Genomic DNA, 22,419 nt, shown 5'->3' with positions numbered 1-22,419 from the left:
ACAACCCTAAAATAAAGTAAACACCTGTCAGACTTTCAAAAATATATTTATATCCGGTCGAAAAGCTCTCGGATTTTTGGAATAATCAGGGAAAGGACTTGACAGATAGAAATTATAGACTTTATAATATAATCTGTATATATGATCACGCAAAAACGTTGATGGAGACAGTAAGCCGCAGACATTTTAGAGTGACTGAAAAGAAATCGAACGCTGCAGAGAGCCGGGGGCAGGTGGAAGCCCGGTGCAAGTAGGAACGGCCGAATATCACTCCGGAGTTTCTTTCCCGAAATTGGAAAAAAGTAGGGACAGACGGTGTTCCCGCCGTTAAGTGGGACAGATATCGGCAGGATTCTGCCCGTATTGTGTAACAGGTGGTGCGAAGAAGCGTAGATTCAGCTCTCGTCCTTTTACAGGACGAGGGCTCTTTTATTATAAGGAGGAAGCAATCGTGTATCAGAAAGTAGATACGAACCTGAACTTTGTGGACCGTGAAAAAAAGGTCGAGCAGTTCTGGAAAGAAAACAAAATTTTTGAAAAAAGTATGGACAGCCGTAAGGAAGGGGAAACCTATACATTTTATGATGGACCGCCAACCGCCAACGGCAAGCCTCACATTGGCCATGTGCTGACCCGTGTTATTAAGGATATGATTCCGAGATACCGTACAATGAAGGGCTGCATGGTTCCTCGTAAGGCAGGATGGGACACCCATGGCCTTCCGGTAGAGCTGGAGGTAGAGAAAAAGCTTGGTCTTGACGGCAAGGAGCAGATCGAGGCTTACGGTATGGAGCCGTTTATCCAGCAGTGTAAGGAAAGTGTCTGGAAATACAAGGGAATGTGGGAGGATTTCTCTTCAACCGTTGGTTTCTGGGCTGACATGGAGCATCCATATGTAACTTATGATGATAATTACATTGAGTCTGAGTGGTGGGCGCTGAAAGAAATCTGGAATAAAGATCTTCTTTATAAAGGATTTAAGATTGTTCCGTACTGCCCTCGCTGTGGAACTCCGCTTTCTGCACAGGAGGTTTCCCAGGGCTACAAAACTGTAAAAGAGCGTTCCGCTATCGTACGCTTTAAGGTGGTAGGCGAGGATGCCTATTTCCTTGCATGGACAACAACACCGTGGACACTGCCTTCCAACCTGGCGCTTTGCGTAAACCCGGATGAAACCTACTGTAAGGTAAAAGCAGCAGACGGTTATACCTATTATCTGGCTGAGGCTCTTATGGACAAGGTTCTCGGCAAGCTGGCAAAAGATGATGAAAAAGCATACGAGATTCTGGAAACTTACAAGGGTAAAGATCTGGAATATAAAGAGTATGAACCTCTCTGGGAATGCACAAAAGAGGCAGCTGCAAAACAGAAGAAAAAAGCGCATTTTGTAGTATGTGACAGCTATGTTACTATGAGCGACGGTACCGGTATCGTTCATATCGCTCCGGCATTTGGTGAGGATGATAACCGTGTTGGCCGCGATTACAACCTTCCGTTTGTACAGTTTGTAGACGGACAGGGAAATATGGCAAAAGAAACTCCATACGCAGGAGTATTTGTAAAGAAAGCCGATCCCCTTGTACTTGTTGACCTGGACAAAGAGGGCAAGCTTTTTGATGCGCCGAAATTTGAGCATGATTATCCACACTGCTGGAGATGCGACACACCGCTTATCTACTATGCGCGTGAGTCCTGGTTCATCAAAATGACAGCAGTGAAGGAAGACCTGATCCGCAACAACAATACCATCAACTGGATTCCGGAAAGCATTGGTAAAGGACGTTTCGGCGACTGGCTGGAAAACGTTCAGGACTGGGGTATTTCCAGAAACCGTTACTGGGGAACACCTTTAAATATCTGGCAGTGTGAATGTGGACATATGCACTCTATCGGAAGCCGTCAGGAGCTTTTTGAGATGAGTGGTGATGAAAAGGCAAAAACAGTAGAGCTTCACCGTCCGTACATTGATGAGATCACTCTGAAGTGTCCGGAGTGCGGCGGAACCATGCACCGTGTACCGGAGGTTATTGACTGCTGGTTTGATTCAGGAGCAATGCCTTTTGCGCAGCATCATTATCCATTTGAAAATCAGGATCTGTTTGAGCAGCAGTTCCCGGCAGATTTTATTTCCGAGGCAGTTGACCAGACAAGAGGATGGTTCTATTCTCTTCTGGCAGAGTCCACTTTGCTGTTTAACAAGGCTCCTTACAGAAACGTTATCGTTCTGGGACATGTTCAGGATGAGAACGGACAGAAAATGAGTAAGTCCAAGGGAAATGCAGTGGATCCTTTTGATGCTCTGGAAAAATACGGCGCAGACGCTATCCGCTGGTATTTCTACATCAACAGCGCTCCGTGGCTGCCGAACCGTTTCCATGGCAAAGCTGTTGTGGAAGGACAGCGTAAGTTCATGAGCACTCTGTGGAATACTTATGCGTTCTTTGTGCTTTATGCAAATATTGACGAGTTTGACCCGACAAAATACAACCTGGATTACGACAACCTTCCTGTTATGGACAAATGGCTTCTCAGCAAGCTGAACTCCGTAGTAAAGGCTGTTGACGAAAATCTTGCTTCCTACAAGATCCCGGAGAGCGCAAGAGCCCTTCAGGAATTTGTGGACGAGATGAGTAACTGGTATGTAAGAAGAAGCCGTGAACGTTTCTGGGCAAAGGGAATGGAGCAGGATAAGATCAACGCATACATGACCCTGTACACAGCTCTTGTGACAATCTCCAAAGCTGCTGCTCCTATGATTCCGTTTATGACAGAGGATATGTATCAGAACCTTGTAAGAAGCGTAGATCCGTCTGCTCCGGAAAGTATCCATCTCTGTGATTTCCCGGAGGTAAAAGAGGAATGGATCAACAAAGATCTTGAAGATGACATGGAGGCTCTTCTGAAGGTGGTTGTTCTTGGCCGTGCAGCAAGAAATACTGCAAATATCAAGAACCGTCAGCCTATCGGAACCATGTTTGTAAAAGCTGAGAAAGAAATGGATCAGTTCTATACAGATATTATTGCAGATGAGTTGAATGTAAAAGAAGTGAAATTTGCAAAGGATGTAGAATCCTTTATTTCCTACAGCTTCAAGCCGCAGCTTCGTACAGTGGGACCGAAATACGGAAAACTTCTGAACGGTATCCGTACAGCTCTTACAGAACTGAACGGAACAGAGGCTATGAAAGAACTGAAGGAAACAGGACTTCTTACTCTGGATATTAACGGCAATAAAGTTGAGCTGACAGAAGAGGATCTTCTGATCGAAACAGCTCAGACAGAAGGATATGTAACAGAAACAGACGGAGATACTTCGGTAGTTCTTGATACAAATCTGACTCCGGAACTGATCGAGGAAGGATTTGTACGCGAGATCATCAGTAAGATTCAGACCATGAGAAAAGAGGCTGGCTTTGAGGTTATGGATAAGATCCATGTTTATGCAAAAGACAATCAGTGCATTATGGATATTATGGAAAACCATAGGGATGAAATCATGTCTGAGGTTCTGGCAGAGGAAATCACTCTGAACGAAGCTGATGGTTATGTAAAAGAATGGAACATTAATAAAGAGAATGTAGTTCTTGGTGTAACCAGAAAGTAGGAGGAAAAAGAAATGATAGATAAGCAGTTCAAAAAAGAGGCTTTTAAAGAAAGCGTAAAAGAAAATGTAAAATTTCTGTACCGCAAAACTCTTGAAGAGGCAACTCAGGAGCAGATTTTTCAGGCAGTCAGCTATACAGTAAAAGACGTTATCATTGATAACTGGCTGGAAACACAGAATGCATATCAGAAACAGGATCCGAAGATCGTATACTATATGTCCATGGAGTTCCTTATGGGTCGTGCGCTGGGCAACAATCTTCTGAATCTGACCGCTTATGAGGAGGTAAAGGAAGCTCTTGAGGAACTGGGGCTTGATCTCAATGTCATCGAAGATCAGGAACCGGATCCGGCCCTTGGCAACGGCGGTCTGGGCCGTCTGGCAGCCTGCTTCCTGGATTCTCTTGCAACTCTGAATTACTGTGCCTATGGCTGTGGCATCCGTTACCGTTACGGTATGTTCAAGCAGGAGATCAGAGATGGTTTCCAGCTTGAGGTTCCGGATAACTGGCTGAAAAATGGCTATCCTTTTGAACTGCGCCGCCCGGAATACGCTAAGGAAGTCCACTTTGGCGGATATGTCCGTGTGGAATATGATCCGGCAACCGGATCAAACAGATTTATCCATGAGGGATATCAGGCAGTAAAGGCTGTGCCTTTTGATATGCCGATCCTGGGATATAACAATAAGATTGTAAATACTCTTCGTATCTGGGATGCAGAGCCGATTGTTGATTTTGGACTGGACTCCTTTGACAAGGGTGATTACAAGAAGGCTGTAGAGCAGGAAAACCTTGCCCGCAATATCGTGGAGGTGCTTTATCCTAACGATAACCATATGGCAGGTAAGGAACTGCGTCTGAAACAGCAGTATTTCTTCGTTTCCGCAAGTCTTCAGGCTGCAATCGAGAAGTATAAGAAAAATCACAGTGATATCCGTAAACTTTATGAAAAAGTTGTATTCCAGATGAATGATACTCATCCTACAGTAGCAGTAGCGGAACTGATGCGTATCCTTATAGATGAGGAAGGTCTTGGATGGGACGAGGCATGGGATATCACAACAAAATGTGTGGCATACACCAATCACACCATTATGTCAGAGGCGCTGGAAAAATGGCCGATCGAGCTGTTTTCCAGACTGCTTCCCCGTGTATATCAGATCATTGAGGAGATCAACCGCAGATTTATCATTGAGATCCAGGCAAAATATCCGGGTAACTACGAGAAGATCAAAAAAATGGCTATTATTTATGATGGTCAGGTAAAAATGGCTCATCTTGCCATTGTTGCAGGATTTTCCGTAAACGGTGTTGCCAGACTTCATACAGAGATCCTGAAAAATCAGGAGCTGAAAGATTTTTATGAGATGATGCCTGAGAAATTCAACAACAAAACAAACGGTATTACCCAGAGACGTTTCCTTCTTCACGGAAATCAGCTTCTTGCAAACTGGGTAACAGATCACATTGGTCCGGACTGGATCACAGATCTTTCCCAGATCAGCAAGCTGAAACTTTATGTGGATGATGAGAGAGCGCAGCAGGAGTTTATGAACATCAAATACCAGAACAAGGTTCGCCTTGCAAAATATATTCTGGAACATAATGGTGTTGAGGTAGATCCTCATTCCATCTTTGACGTTCAGGTTAAGAGACTTCATGAGTACAAACGTCAGCTTCTGAATATCCTGCATGTGATCTATCTTTATGATAAGATCAAAAGAAATCCGGGTATGGAATTTTATCCGAGAACCTTTATTTTCGGAGCAAAGGCTTCCGCAGGTTATGCCCGTGCAAAAAAAATCATCAAGCTGATCAACTCAGTTGCGGATGTTGTAAATAATGACAAGTCCATTGATAACAAGATCAAGGTTGTATTCATTGAAAATTACCGTGTATCCAACGCAGAGATGATCTTTGCAGCAGCAGACGTTTCCGAGCAGATCTCTACTGCAAGTAAAGAAGCTTCCGGTACAGGTAATATGAAGTTTATGCTGAACGGCGCTCCTACACTGGGAACCATGGACGGCGCCAATGTGGAGATCGTTGAGGAAGTAGGCGAAGAAAATGCCTTTATTTTCGGCCTCAGTTCTGATGAAGTTATCAACTATGAAAACAATGGCGGTTATGATCCGAATGTGATCTACAATACAGATGGTGAGATCCGTCAGGTTCTTATGGAACTGATCAATGGAACCTTCTCTAATGATACAGAGCTGTTCAGAGATCTGTATGATTCTCTGCTTCATGGAAACGGCTATGACAAAGCTGACCAGTACTTTATCCTGGCTGATTTCAGAGCTTATGCAGCAGCGCAGGAAAAAGTGGAAGAGGCTTACAGAGATGAAAAACGCTGGGCTCGAATGGCAATGATGAACACTGCCTGCAGCGGAAAATTTACTTCTGACCGCACTATTCAGGAGTATGTAGATGATATGTGGCATCTGGACAAAGTAATTATCAAATAATGAAATATATTTACAGGCAGCCTGCTTTTCAGAGCAGACTGCCTGTGTTGTTTACAGAATTATTCTGTGAACGGAACTGCTGAGGCGTCATTCCGGTGTGCTTTTCAAAACACGGGTCAGGTTTATTTCCACAGAAACAGTTTTGGGAGAGTCTGATTTCCGAGATATGATCTGTGGGAATAAAATGTTTTTTGTGTGTCATAAGATATGTGGAGAAAGTCCCGGAGGATAAAGGTATGACATATTTATGGGGCGGAATGATACTTATTGGCGTTTTGTACGGCGCTTTTGCAGGAAATCTTCAGGCTGTAACAGAAGCAGTTGTTTCCTCAGCAGGGGAGGCGGTGAGCCTTTGTATTACAATGGCAGGAATTACAGCCATGTGGACAGGTATCATGAAAATTGCGGAAAATGCCGGGCTGGTGTCGCAGCTTGCAGGAAGGATGAGGCCTGTTCTTAAATTTCTGTTTCCCGGTCTGGAACCGGATTCCCCGGCCTGTCATTATATTTCTCTGAATTTTTTATCAAATCTTTTTGGGATTTCCTGGGCAAGCACCAGCGCAGGACTAAAAGCAATGGAGGAACTGGACCGTCTGAATAAGGAGGAGTGCAGAAGATATGGAAAAACAGGAAGACGCAGTCCACGTACAGCAAGTTCTGCCATGTGTACCTTTATGATCATAAACGTTTCTTCTCTTCAGCTGATCCCGCTAAATATGATCGCATACAGAACAAAATACGGAAGCGCTGATCCGGCTGCTATTGTGGGCCCGGCTATACTGGCTACAGCAGTGAGCACAGCGGTGGCGGTGGTGTTCTGTAAGATCATGGACAGAAGCAGAAGGTGAGTGGCTGAAGCCTTTCTGTGTATTTTGCCCACAGAGAGTTAATACTTGACCGGTCTCCTGGGATGTGATATCATACCATTCAGATTAAATAAAAGAAACGATCCCTCTGCCACCGGGTAAGAGGATAAAGACGTCAGTTTTTTCGCCGTAGGTCTTAGAAAGCGAAAATACTGGCGTTTTTGTTTTGCCGGCCAGGTGTGTTGGAAACAGGGGGAAATATAAAAACAACAGGAGGGAATATGAAAAAAACATCATGTCTGGGAGAATTTATGCGATATACCAGCCTGAATGTTCTGGGAATGATCGGGCTGTCCTGTTATATTCTGGCAGATACCTTTTTTATTGCCAGAGGACTGGGCTCTGACGGTCTGGCTGCCCTGAATATTGCTATTCCCGTGTACAGCTTTGTACACGGCTGCGGTATGATGCTGGGAATGGGAGGCGCCACAAAATACTCTATTTTCCGGGGGCAGAAAATGGAACAGGAGGGCAACAGGATCTTTACGAATACCGCGTATCTGGTTGGAATCTTTGCCTTGATCTTTGTCCTTATGGGACTTGGCTTTTCCGGAAATATCACGTCTCTTCTTGGCGCTGACGGGGAAATTTTTGAAATGACAAAAACATACCTTATGGTAGTTCTTTTGTTTGCGCCTGCGTTTATGACAAATGATTTTCTTTTGTGTTTTGTCCGTAATGACGGGAATCCGGGACTTGCAATGACAGCGATGCTGACAGGAAGCTTTGCAAACATCATACTGGATTATGTGTTTATTTTTCCAATGAAAATGGGAATTTTCGGCGCTGTTTTTGCCACAGGACTGGCTCCTGTGATCAGTGTCGGCGTGCTGTCGAAACACTGGATAAGCAGAAAAAATAACTTCCATTTCAGTCCTGCAAAGCCGGATATCAGATTAACGGGAACCACCTTTTCACTGGGTATACCATCCTTTATTTCAGAGCTGGCCTCCGGTATTGTGATTATTGTATTTAACTTTATTATTCTGGGAATCCGTGGAAATCTGGGTGTGGCTGCCTATGGAGTGGTAACAAATATTTCTCTTGTGGTAACATCCATGTTTACCGGAATCGCCCAGGGAATGCAGCCTATTGCCAGCCGCTCTTACGGAAGCGGAGATGCGGAAAATACAGGAAAAATATTTCGTTATGCCGTTATAGCCCTTCTGGGAACAGCTGCGGTAATCTACGGAATCGTGTTCCTGTTCGCATCGCCGATCACATCTGTCTTTAACAGCGAAAACGATATGCAGCTTCAGAAGATTGCGGAAGAGGGGCTGAAGCTTTACTTCCTGGCTGTGCCATTTGTGGGCTTTAATATTGTTTCGGCCATGTTTTTTACCTCTACGGAACGGGCGCTTCCGGCTCAGATGATCTCTGTATTGAGGGGGCTGGTTGTGATCATTCCTGCTGCCTTTATTCTTTCAGCAGTGTTTGAAATGCAGGGCGTATGGCTGTCCTACCCTGTAACAGAGGGGATAGTGACAATATTTGCAGTATGTGTTCTGTTAAAGAGTGCAGGAAGGAAACCAGGTACAGAAAAAGCCTGAATATTTATACGGAAATGACCTGTCCCATGAAAACATGGGAAGGTAAAGAAGAGATTGATTTACTGTTTCTTTTCCAGATTCAGAAAAATACTACAGATAAAAAACTTCCCGGAAGCAGGTGATTTCCGGGAAGTTTTATTATGAGTTTAAACGACAGAACAGGGAAAGTCAGGAAGGGTCATCCGGAGAGAATTCAAGAATATCTCCCGGCTGGCAGTCAAGCTCCCTGCATATGGCATTCAGGGTGGAAAAGCGTATTGCACGAACCTTTCCGGTTTTCAGATTGGAAAGATTAACGTTGGAGATGCCGACCCGTTCTGCCAGCTCGTTCAGAGAAATTTTCCGGTCTGCCATCACCCGGTCAAGTCTTAAAATAATTGCCATTTTTCCATCTCCTTATATTGTCATATCAGCTTCATCCTGAAGATCAATACCATACCGGAAAATTTCTGAAAGGATCAGGGCAAGGATTCCCATTACCAAAATTTCACCGCTGATATCCGGAAAGCGGAAAAAGACAGAATCGAAGAGAAACTTTTCGATCAGGCTGTAATACAAAGTATTTTTAAACAGAGCCATGATGATCAGAATCCATGAAATGACCCGCAGATCTTTTTCCGTTTTTCGAGTAAATGGTGTGTGTTCCTTCAGGGTTCTGTCCAGGATCCGTTTTACAAAAAGAAGAACGATCATAACAGGAAGAAGGGTCAGGATACTTTCAAGAATACCATAAATCAGATAGCTATTCAGAGGATCTGCAATCTGGCCTGATAGATCAGAGGGCAGGGAGAATCCTGTACACCATGCATCTGACCAGGTAAAAAACTGGTGATAATTGTCTGTATACTCATAGTGGAAGGGAACCAGTCCTGCTTTTGCCAGAACAGGGAGCAGGATTAAATAAAACATAGCCAAAAGAAGAAACAGCAAAATCCCTTTCAGAAAAACAGCGGCATATTGACAGGTGGTTAAGGATTTGTTTTTCAGTGAGAGGGAAGTTTTTTCTGAAAAAATTATTTTATTCATAGAAGTCAGATCCTTTCTGTTAAATTGTTTCGTCAGATTCCTGCTGAAGCTGTGCGCCATACTGGAAAATAAACAGCAGAGTATACAGTATAAAAATGGGCAGGAGAAGATTGATGTTCACAGTCAGGGAAGGTCTGCCTTTCATAAGTAATACTGTGGCGAAGGTATCTGTAAAGATAGATATCAGAGCCCATGGAATCATGGCAATTTCCAGTTTTTTCATATTGCTGATTACTTCAGGATCAAAGGGGGAGCGGCAGGTACGGAACGCTTTGCACAGTTTTCCGCCGTAGCGCAGGATGACATAAAAGACTGCAAAGCATATCACGTACAAAAGCATGACCATTGCGGGATCATCCAGAGAGTAATTTTGCTGTTCGCCCCAGTAACGGCGGCCGTTTTCAGTTTCTTCAGAATGATCCAGAATAACGTTGTTCATCTTAATGTTGCGTAGATCCAGTGAATCAAGCTCCGGGCCTGTTTCAACCACTACCTTTTCAAAATAATTGAGTGTGATGTGCCCTTTGGGAATATAGCCCCAGGTAAAAAGTCCGATGAGAAATACGGCAAGTATAAAAACAGAAATTACCTTTATCACCCGGATGACGATTACTCCGATACGTCCCAGTTTGTTGATCTTTTGGATAGCAGAGTTTTCCATATACATTCCTCCTTTGCACGAAATATTATGAATATCATATAAGATTTAATGTTTATCGTTAATTTCAATATATCAAAGTGATTTGTGAATGTCAATAAAAATTTATCGTTTATCATTAAAAATCATGTGACGAAATCTTGTCGTACATAAAGAGAGGACATATTTCATAAGGTATCATAAACAGAAAAATGGAGATTTCATGAAGCTTATTTCCTATATTTCCGGGTTTATGATACCTTTTCTTTTGTTTTATGTGGTGGGACATGGACTTCTTTCTAAAAGAGATATATACAGTGACTTTCTGGAAGGGGCAAAAGAGGGGCTGAAAACAGTAAAAGGTCTGATTCCTGTACTGATCGGCCTTATGACTGCAGTGGGAGTTCTCAGAGCTTCTGGTTTTCTTGATTTTCTGGGAGAAATACTGGGAAAGGTAACTTCTGCGGCGGGTATTCCGCCGCAGATCGTTCCTCTTGGAATTGTAAGACTGTTTTCGTCCAGCGCAGCAACAGGGCTGCTTCTGGACATTTTTAAGGAATTTGGGACAGATTCTCCTGTGGGGCTGATGGCAGGTCTGATGCTCAGCTCCACAGAAAGTGTTTTTTACTGCATGAGCGTATATTTTGGCTCTGTAGGCATACAGAAAACAAGATATACACTGACCGGCGCGCTTGTTGCTACGTTGGCCGGGATGGCAGCTTCGGTGTGGATTGTTACTTGTGTGATGTAGTAACCGCAAAATACTCAGGATTATTTTTGCTGTCGGACTGAGAGTCCTCTTACAGACTGTATTAAAAACTGTTTTTATTAAAGAGTTACTTTTACAGTGCCGTCAAGGGGCAGTCCCAGTTCTTTGATCTGCCAGTCTTCCAGCTTGATTTTATCGTTATGTCCGTACCATGTGAAAGTATATTGATAATGGGAAAATTTCCCACATTTACTTATATTACAGTTTCTACACTCAAGAAGGTGATGAATTTCATATATATGGAGTAAGGTATAACCGCCCAGACAATGTTCTGAGTTAGGGTTGTCTAAATGGTCAAAATACCGGATATCAAAGTTGTCATTAATTCCTGTGCCATAGTAATATCCGCATCCGGTACAGAAATTTGCCGCAGAAACTTTAAACGCGTTTTGGGTAGGGCCAGTGTTTTCCTGTAGAGAACCACTCCAGTCCAACCTTACATCTGATCCCAGATCCTCCCAGACATGTTTTCGCGTAGCAGGAATGGATTTTGTGTAGCTGTGACCGCAGGAGCATTTATAGGTACGGACACCTTCTTTACTGCAGGTTGGCTGTCTGGTAATGGAAGAAGTATAGCTGTGTTTATGCGGCGTGGGTTTTGAAGGTACGTTCACCGATACGCCTTTTGGATCATAGCCGCCGTAGGTATTTGAAAAAACAACATAAGCGCGGACTGTGTAAATGTTTTTCTGTCCCTTTATTGGGTTTTTATCCACATAGCTGTTGAACCTATAGTCTGTCAATCCAATCTGTTTCCAGCCGGTGGAAGGAGTTTTGCGGTATATGTAGTAGAAGCCGTTTCCCGGGAGTCCATTCCATGAAACAGTTACAGATTTCTGGTCTTTGGAAAGCACAGCGTTTTTCAGTTTTACTGTATCAAGTTTCGTGCTTATAGTCAGTCCTTTGCTGTTATATGGGCCGTTTGTATTATATTTGCTGTTATAACCTTTAACCGTGTAAGTATATTTCTGTCCTGGTATAATAGGCGTTTTGTTGGAATTGGTATGGGTGTAGCTGGTGGTATTTCCGCTTACTGTAGCCAGTCCTATCCACTGACTGCTGGCAGATTTCTTATAGTAGATCTTGTAGTGGGTGGCATTGGAAGCAGGCTTCCATTGAATGTTGATCTTATTATAAGCCGGAGCGGAAATTTTGGATAAGGTTACTGTGCCCGGTGTAAGTCTTTGGGAACCGGTGCTGCCGGATGAGGGCACGTTTACTGAAATTCCGCTGGGATTATAATTGCCGTACATTCTGGTGGGGCTGTAATAACTGCGTACCGTGTAAATATTTCTTTGTCCTTTGACCGGATTTCTGTCAATATAGGAGGTCTGAGGGCTTCGGAGGTTTGCAAGGCGTTTCCATCCTGTGGAAGGAGTTTTGCGGAAAACACAGTAATAATTACAGCCGGAAGCCCGGTTCCATGAAACCGTAACAGACTGTTTGTTGGAAGCAAGGGTGGCTCGGGAAAGCTGAACCGTAGAGGGTTTTGTCTGTACGGTCAGTCCCCTGGCATTATAATGTCCGTTTGTATTATATTTGCTGTTGTAGCCCTTGACTGTGTAGGTATATTTCTGTCCTACCACAATGGGCCTGGTTTTGGATGAAGTATGGGTATAGCTTGTGGTATTGCCGCTTACAGTGGCAAGTCCTGTCCATTGGCTTGAACCGGTTTTTTTATAATAGATTTTGTAGTGGGTGGCATTGGAAGTACGATTCCACCGGATATTGATCTTGTTGTATGTTGGGGCGGAGATTCCGGTGAGAGTAACCGTTCCGGGAGTTGCCTTTTGGTCTGCGGCAAAGGCTGTGGATGGAGTTAAGCCAAGGATCAGCATGACTGCCATAAGTACAGCCAGAAGACTGTTTGATTTTATTCTCATCTTTATAAAATCCTCCTTGTTAATATTTGGAAAAATCAATATACTCGATATCTTCTTTGTCTATCTGTCCGGTGGATACCATTGGGCAGATGGAATAGAGTTTTCCATCAGGGCCTCTCACACAGTCATGATCTGGGTTGGAGACATCGTAGGATACGATTTCTACAGGATAACCAATGATTTGGCCAATGTCATACATCAGGTTCGGAGAGGTAAAGGAATTCAGTTGGTGGTTTTGCCAGAATGCTCCCTGTTCTTTCAGCATGGTAGCATAGCCCTCTTCTCCGCGGATCGTGGTAGGGTATCTGTATCGGGAACCGTTAACAAATTCGCCGTAAATTACCGCCTCAAACTGTTCCTTTGGGGTCATGCCTGGTTTTGTATATTTTTTGATCAGTCCATTGATCCAGTTGACGCCAGATTTCTTGTAATCTTTGAGTGTGACGCGAACAGATGCAGTGGTTTCATAGCAGCAATTAAGACTGGAATCAGCATACAATGGATTATCCAGGAATTGCGGTTTTATTTCCCGAACCTGTACGTTATAGGTTCCGGTCTTTTGGGGATAGCGCCGGGTGATATAGCCGCCCTGTACTTTTATCATATTGCTGTTGGGTGCACGTGTGCCTTTTACATCCCGATACTGTCCGGGTTGTATAGACTCTTCCACGATAGATCCGGCATTAGGAGACCAGTGCAGTCGGATACTGTCAGCTCTGGGATTATTTGTTTTGATATAGAAAAATGGCGCCGTCTCCAGTATATTATAAAATTCATTGTAGGTATTTATGATTTTTATATCATAGGTATATCTTGGTTTTGGCTCCTGTCTTGGAACAGAAACAGAGCAACCGGCTGTATTGTATCCGCCCAGAGTTTTGGTTGGGGAGTAATAGGCACGTACAGTATAGGTATTTGTGTTGTTGCTGACCGGTCTTTGATCAGTATAGCTGGTAACATTACTTTTCAGGGTTGCAATCCGTGCCCATCCGGTGGAAGGAGTTTTGCGGTATACGAAATACTGATTGCAGCCGGGAACCGGATTCCAGGACACTTTGACGGATCTTTTATCCCCGGAAAGAGAAGCACCTCTCAGCTTTACGGTGGAGAGTTTGGTGCTTGCAGTCAGTCCCTTGCTGTTATATCTGCCGTTTGTGTTGTATCTGTTGTTGTACGCTTTTACAGTGTAGGTGTACTTCTGACCAACGATAATAGGTTTGGTACTGGAAGAAGTATGGGTGTAGCTGGAAGTATTTCCGCTTACGGTAGCAAGGTTTGTCCATGAAGCGGCTCCGTATTTTTTATAGTAGATCTTGTAGTGGGTGGCATTTGAGGCTTTTTTCCACTGGATATTGATTTTATTGTATGCCGGAGCTGAAATCTTGCTGAGAGTTACAGGGCCGGGAGTGATCTTTTGCGGTTTGTCAGGAGTCCCGGTTTTCGGAACATTTACAGAAAGTCCTCTGGTATTATAATTTCCATAGGTTTTTGTGGGGCTGTAGTAGCCTCTGACTGTATAAATATTTGTCTGTCCTTTGACGGGATTGCGGTCTGTGTAGACGGTATAGGGATCCCGGACATTTGCCAGCCGTTTCCATCCGGTGGAAGGAGTTTTGCGGAAAACACAGTAATAATTACATCCGGCAGCTCGGTTCCAGGAAACGGTCACAGATTTTTTGTCAGCACCAAGGGAAGCGCGGTTCAGCTTTACTGTGGCGGGTTTTGTATATGTGGTCAGTCCTCTGCTGTCATAGCTTCCGTAGGTTTTGTATCTGCTGTTATAACCTCTGACTGTGTAGGTGTATTTCTGTCCCGGGGTAACAGGTCTGCTTTTGGAAGATGTGTGTGTATAGCTGGTGGCGCTGCCGCTTACTGTGGCAAGAGATGTCCACTGGCCTGCGCCGGCCTTTTTGTAATAAATTTTGTAATGGGTGGCATTTGAAGTGCGGTTCCATTTAATATTGATTTTGTTGTAAGCCGGAGAGGAGATCTGTGTGAGAGTGACCTTTCCGGGAGTTGGCTTTCTGCCTGCGGCAGATGCTGTGGCAGGAGTCGCGCTGAAGATCAGCATGACTGCCAGAAGCATTGCCAGAATGTTTTTTAATTTCCTTTTCATGAAAGTTCTCCTTTTCATAATTTTTCCAAACGGGATATATCAATAGCAGAAAGTATTCTGCCTGATATCTACTATTTTAATTTCATAAGCTCCTGTGCAATAGGATCCTCAGCATCAAGAACCACTACACGTCTGTTTTTTCTGCCTTCGGATTCTACGAAGTTTCCGTTGGCATCCCGATCCTGACCTCTTTCAAAGGGATCCAGCTCATAGCCAAGTCCAATGGTTTCCAACTGGGCTTCCGGTACGCCGTAAGTATCTACAAGAAGATTTTTTACAGCTTCACAGCGGCGGTTGGCCAGATCCACACAGGATTCCTGGGTTCCGTCAGTGGCGGTAGTTCCTGCCAGAAGGATGGAGTGATCCGGATGTGCAAGGATTGCGTCAGCTACCGGTTTCAGAGCTTCTTTTGCTTTTTCTTCATCAATAAAGGTGGCTTCGTTGATTACAAACTGTACCTGGGTTTCATTGATCTCAAAGGGAACCTCAAAGACCAGGGAGCCCTTTGGGTCTTCCTTTACAGGTGCCTGAATATCAAGGATGTAGTCAATGGGATTAGCGTCATATGTAATAAGCTTTAAATAATAGGTAGTATTTGGATTCAGTTCATTAGTAACCATGGTGGAGGGAACGCCATCCGAACAGGCCTCTAGGGCGGTAAAACCATTGAAAGTTATAAGAGAACCATATTCATCATAAAGAGAATAGCGTATTGAATCGGCTCCGGGAGTGGTATTTATGCAGGAAATTGTATATTCTGTTCCTGTAGTCTCACCGGTTTTAAAGCCGAACCAGGAACAGGTGGACTCTTCTGCAGTTCCGGATACTTTTGAACCAATGGGTAGCAACAGAGCATTGTCCGGGCTGGTTCCGGCAGTAACCGGACCTTCAGTTATTTCTTCTGCTCCTTTGGCCTCGATGACATTTCCGGCAGTTTTGTATGCACTGTTGTTGTTATTCATATTTTTTACAATTAAAGAATAGTCAATGGGATCAGCGCCATATGTAATAAGCTTTAAATAATAGGTAGTATTTGAATCCAGTTCATTAGTAACCATGGTGGAGGGAACGCCATCGGAACAGGCTTCTAGGGCGGTAAAACCATTGGAAGTTATAAGAGAGCCATATTCATCATAAAGAGAATAGCGTATTGAATCGGCTCCGGGAGTATTATTTATTGCGGTAATCCGGAACTCATCTCCAGAGGAGTCTCCTGTATTAAATGAAAACCAGGAGTACGAATCTTTTTCTGCGGTTCCAAATACTTTGGTGTTCAGAGGCAGCAAAAGAGCATTATACTGACTGGTTCCGGCAATAACTTCTCCATCCGGGGGCAGGGTATTCTGCGAATCCGGAACAGAGGTGGGAGCAGGAGTATTGGGATCTGTTACATTGAGGATGTAATCAACGGGATCAGCGTCATATGTAATAAGCTGTAAATAATAGGTGGTATTTGGATCCAGTTCATTAGTAGCCATGGTGGAGGGAACACCATCGGAACAGGCCTCTAGGGCGGTAAAACCATTGAAAGTTATAAGAGAGCCATATTCATCATAAAGAGAATAGCGTATTGAATCGGCTCCGGGAGTGGTATTAACACAGGTGATTTTATATTCTGTTCCTGCAGCAGGTCCGGTGGTAAAGGCATACCAGTTATAGACGCCTTCTGTGGCTGTGCCGGAAATTTTGGTGTTAAAGGGAATAACACCTGCATCATACATGTTAGTTCCGGGAACAACCTGTCCGTCTGAGGATGTTTCGCCGGATTTCTGAGCGGCTGTACCGGAAGCTTCCGTGTTTTCTGTCTGGACGGAAACGGTATTTGTATCGTCTGTATTCTCAGTGGAAGGTGTTTCGGTTTCTGTCTGTTCGTTTTCTGCTTCTGGCTGGTTCTCTGCTTCTGTCTGGGAAGAGCCGTCGATGAGGCTCTGTACAGATACTTCTGAGGCGTAGGCTGTGGATGAAAGCCCCAGTACGCCGGTCAGAGCAAGGCAGGTTAGTAAAGTCGTTTTTTTCATTTTTTTCCTCCTTTTTCGTTTTTGTATACATTACTTTCAGTATACATGATGTAACATCTAGTTTCAATGGGAGGCAAAGCGCTTTTGCCGTAATTTTTGCTTCCCATTATACAGACAGAGAAAAAAGAGAAAAAGTTTTAAAAAATGGAAATTTATTTTAATTCGTTTTCCTGTGTCATTGACGCACTTATATAGATGTTATAAAATCTATATAAAAAGAGGATGAAATCTGTTTACTGGTTTTTGGTAAAAAATATAAAATATTTTTAAAAATGTAAAACCTTTTTGCTGATTGGCCTGTCAGTATAGTAAACAGATAAATGAAGGAGGACTAAAATGGGATTTTTGGACAAAATGAAAAGTTCTGTATCAGGGGTAAGTGCGCAGCAGAGATATGCATCTAATATAAGAAAAATTAATGCACAGATACAGAGCAATGAAAAGGAAATTGAAAGACTGACAATGCAGGTTGGCATCCAGTGTGTGAATCTTCATCTGGAGGAGCCGGGTACAGAGTATGAAAATCTTTTTGCTGTGATTCGCCAGTATCAGTCAGAAAACAGAGCGGCAGAGGAAAAAATCCAACATTTAAGAGAGCAGCAGGAGGAAGAAGAATTTGCCCGTCAGCAGGCTCTTCAGGAAAAAGAAGAAGCAGACAGGCTTGCCCGTCAGCAGGCACAGGAAGCGAGAGAGGCAACCCGCCAGCAGGCTCAGGCAGAGAAGGAAGCTGCGCGGATGCAGGTTCAGGCGGAAATGGAAGCCCGGGAAGCAGCCCATCAGAGGGAACTGGAATTTGCCCGTCAACAGGAATTAAAAAGACAGCAGGAAATGCAGGTCCAGGCAGATGCTGAATCTAAAGTATGCCCGGGCTGCGGCGGCAGAAATGATCTGGATTCCATGTTTTGTGTTCATTGTGGGAATCCATTATCAAAGGAGCCTGAAATGGCGCAGCCAGATCAGAAGCAGGATGATTGAGCAGGATAAAATAAAAATAAAAAAATTTATAAAAATATAAAACCTTTTTGAGTGTTGGTCTGTCAGTATAGTGAAAGGTCAGAACAGGGAGGTGAGAAAAATGTTTCTGCCATATGAGAGACAGATTACAGAGCTTTTACAGGAACTTATGCATTTTCGGGCCGTAGCGGTTCGCAGTCAGCAGGAAAAGGCCAGGTATGCAGAAGAATTAAACGAGACCTGTCAGGAGATTGAACAGGCATTGTATGAGATGGGCAAACGACAAACTATTGTACTCAGGCAATGGGAAACCATCAGTGATGGGGATCGGAGCAGAATTTTAAGTCCGGTCTCAGAGGGAGTGGAGAAAATGACAGTTCTTGCACAGAAAAAAGGCTGCAAAGCCATGGGAGAGTATCTGGAGGCTTCTGTTATGGAAGAAGTTCTTATGATGCTGGACCTTCCCAAAAAGTAAAACGGCGCGAAGAAAAAGAAAAAATATATATAATCAAAAAGAGAAAGGGAGAAAAAAGATGATGAAAAAAACTATGAAAAAGATGGCGGCACTGACAATGGCAGGTATGATGGCAATGTCCATAAGTACAGGAACAGTATCCGTACTGGCAGCAGAGACAGATGAGGTTGAGGGATGGGAGGTGGTAGGAACTACCAGTTCCTGTATTCCTGTCAGCGAGTATGAGGGAGAGTTGGATGAATATGCGCCGGAGGACGGTTATGTTCTGGATGTACAGTTTGTGAATTCCGATGTGAAAGACTACTATGTGTTTCCCATGTTTATCTGTGATCTGACGGGAGACGCATATCCGGGTGAGCATGTAGCTGCGGTGCTTTTGAATACAGAGGCGGTATACTCTCCGGATGCAGTTGTAGGATCTCCGACTCTGTTGTGTCAGGATGCTGTCCGGGTGGAAGCCGGCACTCCGAAAAATGTCCGTTATTATATTGATTTTAATGCAGAGGATTACATTGCTGTCTGCAATACAGAATATGCAATCGATGATCAGACCGCAGGGAACAATGCCTGTAGATTTGAACCAGAGCAGGGCTACTATCTGGGAGCCGCTTCTATGCAGATCAAGGTATATGATGCAGACGCTCTTGACGCACAGATAGCGGCAGCCCAGCAGCAGGGAGAAACAGAATATCAGGCAGCTCAGCAGCAGGAAGATTCTCAGTATCAGCAGCAATATCAGGAGCCTCAGTATCAGGAAAGTGGATACACAGAGGAACAGGAGCAGCAGTTTAATGAGTTTGGAAGCAGAGTGTGGGAAGATGCAAAAGAAAGTATAAGTGAATCGTTTTCGGAAGGGCTTGATGGCTTTTTGTCTCCGGAGACAATTGTGCAGGGACTTGAACTGGGTAAAAATCTTCTGTTGGAATAAGTAGGATTTTTGAAATATCTATATAGGGAGGAAAATGTAATGTTTTGTAAAAACTGCGGGAATCAGATACCGGACGGAGTTCGGTTCTGCCCCAAATGCGGAAAAGTAACAGGAGCAGTTCTGTCGAATCAGAGTGCAATAAATCAGAATGCAGCAAACAAGAATCTTATGGGACATACAGCTACAGGAAAAAGTACCATGGATTCTGACACGATAAGAAGTGAAAAAACCACACAGTCCGGCTGGTCCGGGGAGATTTCGGAAGCATCAGCCATTAAGAAATCGAAAACAAAAAAACAAAGGTATCTGAGAGCCTATAATCTTGGACATTTTGGAGTACTGATCGGCTGTGTAATGGAGATTGTGGCAGTATTTCTTCCAAACTATACCAATGGTTTCCTTATAGGATTTTTAAATAAATTCACGGATTTTATGGGTGATACCCCTTCTATTATGAAGTTCATGACGACTTTTGTATTTGGAGAGAATGCGCGGAAACTTACCGGATATCTGGACACAGAATTAAGAAATGTTGAGATTTATCAGAGCTTCAGAGACTATACAAGTACTGCAGCGATTATGCTTGTAGTTATGGGGATTTTGGTGCTGGTATCCTTTATCTGTGTTCTGTTAAAACGTGCCCCTGTGATTTCTTCTGTATTCAATCTGGCAGCTATTGGGGTTCTGCTGTATGTGTGCAGCAAACTGACCTCCGTTTTTCAGGGGCAGGGGTATCTGCTGCTTCTGGCAGGCGGTGTGGTGATTTTTGTATCATCTGTGATTTCGTCTATGATGACAAGCAATATGCTTATGAGACAGAGAGTTCAGCTGACAAAATACTGATAAATAAAAATATATAAAAAATCAGTATTGATTATCTGGATTCTTCATCCGGAATAAAAATCAGTATATCAGATATCGGACAGTCAATAACACTGCAGAGAGTGTTAAGAGTTTTTGTGGTAATGGTCTTGCCGCTTCGCAGACGCTGGATTGTATCAGGCAGAATCCCGTATTCGTAGATCAGCTGATATGTGGATATATTTTTCCGGCGGATGGTCTGCCAGAAGGGTTCGTATGAAATCATGTAGTTACCTCCTGTTTAACAGCATGGTAGCATACATGAGTTTTTATACATGCATGTTATATCATGTATGTTGCCTGTACAGCGACAGGTGCGTGTGCAAAATAAGAGAGATAAAATGCAGATCCGGGAGGAAAAACAATGTTTTGCAAAAAATGTGGTGCAAAGATAAAAGAAGGAACAAAGTTCTGTTCCAAATGTGGCGCTCCGGTAAGTCAGACTGCTTCAAAGGAGACGAAGAACAGCCGGAAGGATGTATTGAGGCATAAAATACAGGATTTCGGCAAAACGCCGGAAGGAGAGGCTTCAGGAGATAAGAAAATCCATCCAAAATGGGCGTATGGGGCGGCTGCTGTTGCTGTGGCAGTAGTTCTGGCTGTGGGAATAGGAAGTATTGGAGGAACAGATAAGACAGAAACAAAGGTTTCTGAGAAAAGTGAAGCTATACAGGCTGCCGAAAAAGTAGAAGCCCCGGAAACAGAAACGAAGAAAACGGAAGCCGAAACAGCTTCTGAGACAACAGAAACCGAAATCATGCAGGTTTCTTCTGAGGTTTCCGAGATCGTGGAAGCTCCGGCTGAAATAGAGAACGGAAATCCGGAAGAGGAAAAGAAAACAGAAGAAGCAGAAAACAGTTCCGGTAATAACATGGTGGAAATGACAGATCCTGATATTCAGAGAGAAGCCGCAGAGGGCAGAGAAAGTAACGATTCTCTGGAAATGCAGGAGAATGCAGAGGCGACAGAGGATGACCAGCTTTACGGCAACTATGATTATTACGGGGAAACTCCTTTATCTGACAATGCCGGAATAAATGTACAAAGTATATCGACTCTGGAAGCCTATGGAGGAACGTTGGGAGAGAATGCGCCGGAATCCGGTTATGTGATCGAGGTGACTGCCTACAACCGGAATAATATTCCCTGTCAGATTTATCCAATGTTCAGTGTGGGACTGGTATCTCCCAAATATGACTATGGATCAAAGGAAATGATCCTTTTGGATACGGATGCGATCTATGCAGAGGGAGGAGAGAATATTTCTCTGGAAGATCCTACCTACATAAAGCCTGTAACTGTTGCCCCCAATGAGGAGAGAAACTTTCTGTATTATCTGGATCTCAGCGGAGAGGCTCTGGTGGAAATGATCGATGAACGTCTATTTGGAGGATTTGGAGAAAAGCTTCCGCTGGAAGATCTTAAAAAGCATAAGGAGCAGGTTACTCTGGATTCCGAAAACTATCTGAGAAATATAGAGATTAGAAAAAGTGTGGTAAAAGCAGCGCAAAGCGCCTCTTCCCTGAAAGATAAGGTAATGATCTCCGATCTTTCTATGAAGCAGGTAGATGCGGAAATGTACCAGATTGATATGAACATATCCAATGAAAATGATTTTTCCTGTGATGTGTTCCCTATGCTGGGATGCACTGCAACTATGGTAGTGGATGACTGGGGAAGAGAGGAAACAGTAGAAACGTATATAAACGGCAGTGATACGGTTTACGGCAGGAGCGTTTCCCTGAAGATAGACGCAGAGAAATTTGAACCACTGGAATCTGTGGGGCTGGCTCCTCATGAAACGAAAAAAGTGATCTATACCATAGCTAAAGAAGATGTAACAGATATTACTTCTCTTAACGGCAATCCGGATACCATCTACGGCGATGTAAAGGAACTGAAAGATATTAAGCTGCTTGATTTTGCTGTTCAGGAAGCAGAAGTTACTTACATTCCTGTAAAAGCACTGGACGGAATTGAAATAAAGAAAGACGTAGAGGGAAATGTGGTTTATAATGTAATTACTTTTGTGAATGACACAGAGGACAGATGGCGTGAAATCTGTCTGAATTATGTATGGATGGACGGAGAGGGAACGCTGGTATCCTTTGATTCAACGAATGCCGAACTGGTAGATCTGGGGGAGACTGCGGAGCTTAAATATACTGCGGCTTCCGAAAACGACAAGACAACCCTGGTTCCGGCGCTTCTTTATTACAGCCCGGACAACAGTTATATGGAGTAAACCAGAAAGGCTGAAAAT

At 43.7% G+C, this 22,419-nt stretch carries 17 protein-coding genes; 10 read left to right on the top strand and 7 right to left on the bottom strand.

The window, feature by feature from the left end:
* Window positions 1-451: 451 nt before the first annotated feature.
* From ileS to LU279_RS05190, 4 genes are all read left to right on the top strand, one after another.
* Window positions 452-3,604, top strand: coding sequence for an isoleucine--tRNA ligase (gene ileS / locus LU279_RS05205; RefSeq protein WP_274421486.1), 3,153 nt, complete (start codon window positions 452-454; stop codon window positions 3,602-3,604).
* Between the two features lie 12 nt (window positions 3,605-3,616).
* Window positions 3,617-6,073 carry a glycogen/starch/alpha-glucan phosphorylase gene (locus tag LU279_RS05200; protein WP_274421485.1) on the top strand — a complete coding sequence of 819 codons (2,457 nt, stop codon included), beginning with the start codon at window positions 3,617-3,619 and terminating at the stop codon, window positions 6,071-6,073.
* Between the two features lie 236 nt (window positions 6,074-6,309).
* Window positions 6,310-6,921, top strand: a complete 612-nt coding sequence (locus LU279_RS05195) for a nucleoside recognition protein (RefSeq protein WP_138270406.1) — start codon at window positions 6,310-6,312, stop codon at window positions 6,919-6,921.
* A gap of 239 nt (window positions 6,922-7,160) precedes the next feature.
* Window positions 7,161-8,489: an MATE family efflux transporter gene (locus LU279_RS05190; protein ID WP_138270407.1), complete on the top strand. Its 1,329-nt coding sequence runs from the start codon at window positions 7,161-7,163 to the stop codon at window positions 8,487-8,489.
* A gap of 168 nt (window positions 8,490-8,657) precedes the next feature.
* On the opposite strand, the gene LU279_RS05185 is transcribed toward LU279_RS05190, so the two are convergent.
* The 3 genes from LU279_RS05185 to LU279_RS05175 are packed head-to-tail and all read right to left on the bottom strand — an operon-like array spanning window position 8,658 to window position 10,176.
* The gene (locus tag LU279_RS05185) at window positions 8,658-8,873 is read right to left on the bottom strand and encodes a helix-turn-helix domain-containing protein (RefSeq protein WP_022067135.1); all 216 of its coding nucleotides are present in this window, start codon (window positions 8,871-8,873) and stop codon (window positions 8,658-8,660) included.
* A 12-nt stretch (window positions 8,874-8,885) separates the two neighbouring features.
* Window positions 8,886-9,515, bottom strand: a complete 630-nt coding sequence (locus tag LU279_RS05180; protein WP_274421484.1) for a DUF2975 domain-containing protein — start codon at window positions 9,513-9,515, stop codon at window positions 8,886-8,888.
* Between the two features lie 19 nt (window positions 9,516-9,534).
* Window positions 9,535-10,176, bottom strand: a complete 642-nt coding sequence (locus LU279_RS05175) for a hypothetical protein (protein ID WP_274421483.1) — start codon at window positions 10,174-10,176, stop codon at window positions 9,535-9,537.
* A 199-nt stretch (window positions 10,177-10,375) separates the two neighbouring features.
* Between LU279_RS05175 and LU279_RS05170 the strand changes: the two genes are divergently transcribed.
* On the top strand, window positions 10,376-10,903 hold the full coding sequence (locus LU279_RS05170; RefSeq protein ID WP_274421482.1) for a spore maturation protein: 528 nt from the start codon (window positions 10,376-10,378) through the stop codon (window positions 10,901-10,903).
* Window positions 10,904-10,980: 77 nt separating this feature from the next.
* On the opposite strand, the gene LU279_RS05165 is transcribed toward LU279_RS05170, so the two are convergent.
* The 3 genes from LU279_RS05165 to LU279_RS05155 form a co-directional block, all read right to left on the bottom strand.
* The gene (locus LU279_RS05165) at window positions 10,981-12,804 is read right to left on the bottom strand and encodes a fibronectin type III domain-containing protein (protein WP_022067570.1); all 1,824 of its coding nucleotides are present in this window, start codon (window positions 12,802-12,804) and stop codon (window positions 10,981-10,983) included.
* 19 nt (window positions 12,805-12,823) lie between these two features.
* Window positions 12,824-14,920: a fibronectin type III domain-containing protein gene (locus LU279_RS05160; protein ID WP_173752500.1), complete on the bottom strand. Its 2,097-nt coding sequence runs from the start codon at window positions 14,918-14,920 to the stop codon at window positions 12,824-12,826.
* A gap of 71 nt (window positions 14,921-14,991) precedes the next feature.
* Window positions 14,992-16,938 carry an OmpA family protein gene (locus LU279_RS05155; RefSeq protein WP_274421481.1) on the bottom strand — a complete coding sequence of 649 codons (1,947 nt, stop codon included), beginning with the start codon at window positions 16,936-16,938 and terminating at the stop codon, window positions 14,992-14,994.
* Between the two features lie 336 nt (window positions 16,939-17,274).
* On the opposite strand from LU279_RS05155, the gene LU279_RS05150 reads away from it, so the two are divergent.
* The 4 genes from LU279_RS05150 (at window position 17,275) to LU279_RS05135 (ending at window position 20,138) form a co-directional block, all read left to right on the top strand.
* On the top strand, window positions 17,275-17,913 hold the full coding sequence (locus tag LU279_RS05150; protein WP_022067567.1) for a hypothetical protein: 639 nt from the start codon (window positions 17,275-17,277) through the stop codon (window positions 17,911-17,913).
* 100 nt (window positions 17,914-18,013) lie between these two features.
* The gene (locus tag LU279_RS05145) at window positions 18,014-18,367 is read left to right on the top strand and encodes a hypothetical protein (RefSeq protein WP_022067566.1); all 354 of its coding nucleotides are present in this window, start codon (window positions 18,014-18,016) and stop codon (window positions 18,365-18,367) included.
* A gap of 58 nt (window positions 18,368-18,425) precedes the next feature.
* Window positions 18,426-19,295, top strand: coding sequence for a hypothetical protein (locus LU279_RS05140; RefSeq protein WP_274421480.1), 870 nt, complete (start codon window positions 18,426-18,428; stop codon window positions 19,293-19,295).
* A 39-nt stretch (window positions 19,296-19,334) separates the two neighbouring features.
* On the top strand, window positions 19,335-20,138 hold the full coding sequence (locus LU279_RS05135) for a zinc ribbon domain-containing protein (protein WP_022067096.1): 804 nt from the start codon (window positions 19,335-19,337) through the stop codon (window positions 20,136-20,138).
* A gap of 31 nt (window positions 20,139-20,169) precedes the next feature.
* Here LU279_RS05135 and LU279_RS05130 read toward each other — a convergent pair whose 3' ends face one another.
* Window positions 20,170-20,382, bottom strand: a complete 213-nt coding sequence (locus tag LU279_RS05130; RefSeq protein WP_022067095.1) for a helix-turn-helix domain-containing protein — start codon at window positions 20,380-20,382, stop codon at window positions 20,170-20,172.
* 138 nt (window positions 20,383-20,520) lie between these two features.
* Between LU279_RS05130 and LU279_RS05125 the strand changes: the two genes are divergently transcribed.
* Window positions 20,521-22,401, top strand: coding sequence for a zinc ribbon domain-containing protein (locus LU279_RS05125; RefSeq protein WP_022067094.1), 1,881 nt, complete (start codon window positions 20,521-20,523; stop codon window positions 22,399-22,401).
* The last annotated feature ends 18 nt before the right edge of the window (window positions 22,402-22,419 follow it).

This window comes from Blautia sp. XA-2221 (genome assembly GCF_028767025.1).
Lineage (GTDB): Bacteria > Bacillota > Clostridia > Lachnospirales > Lachnospiraceae > Blautia_A.
Note: the sequence above shows the minus strand (reverse complement) of the source record. Positions and strands in the feature narration are given on the sequence as shown.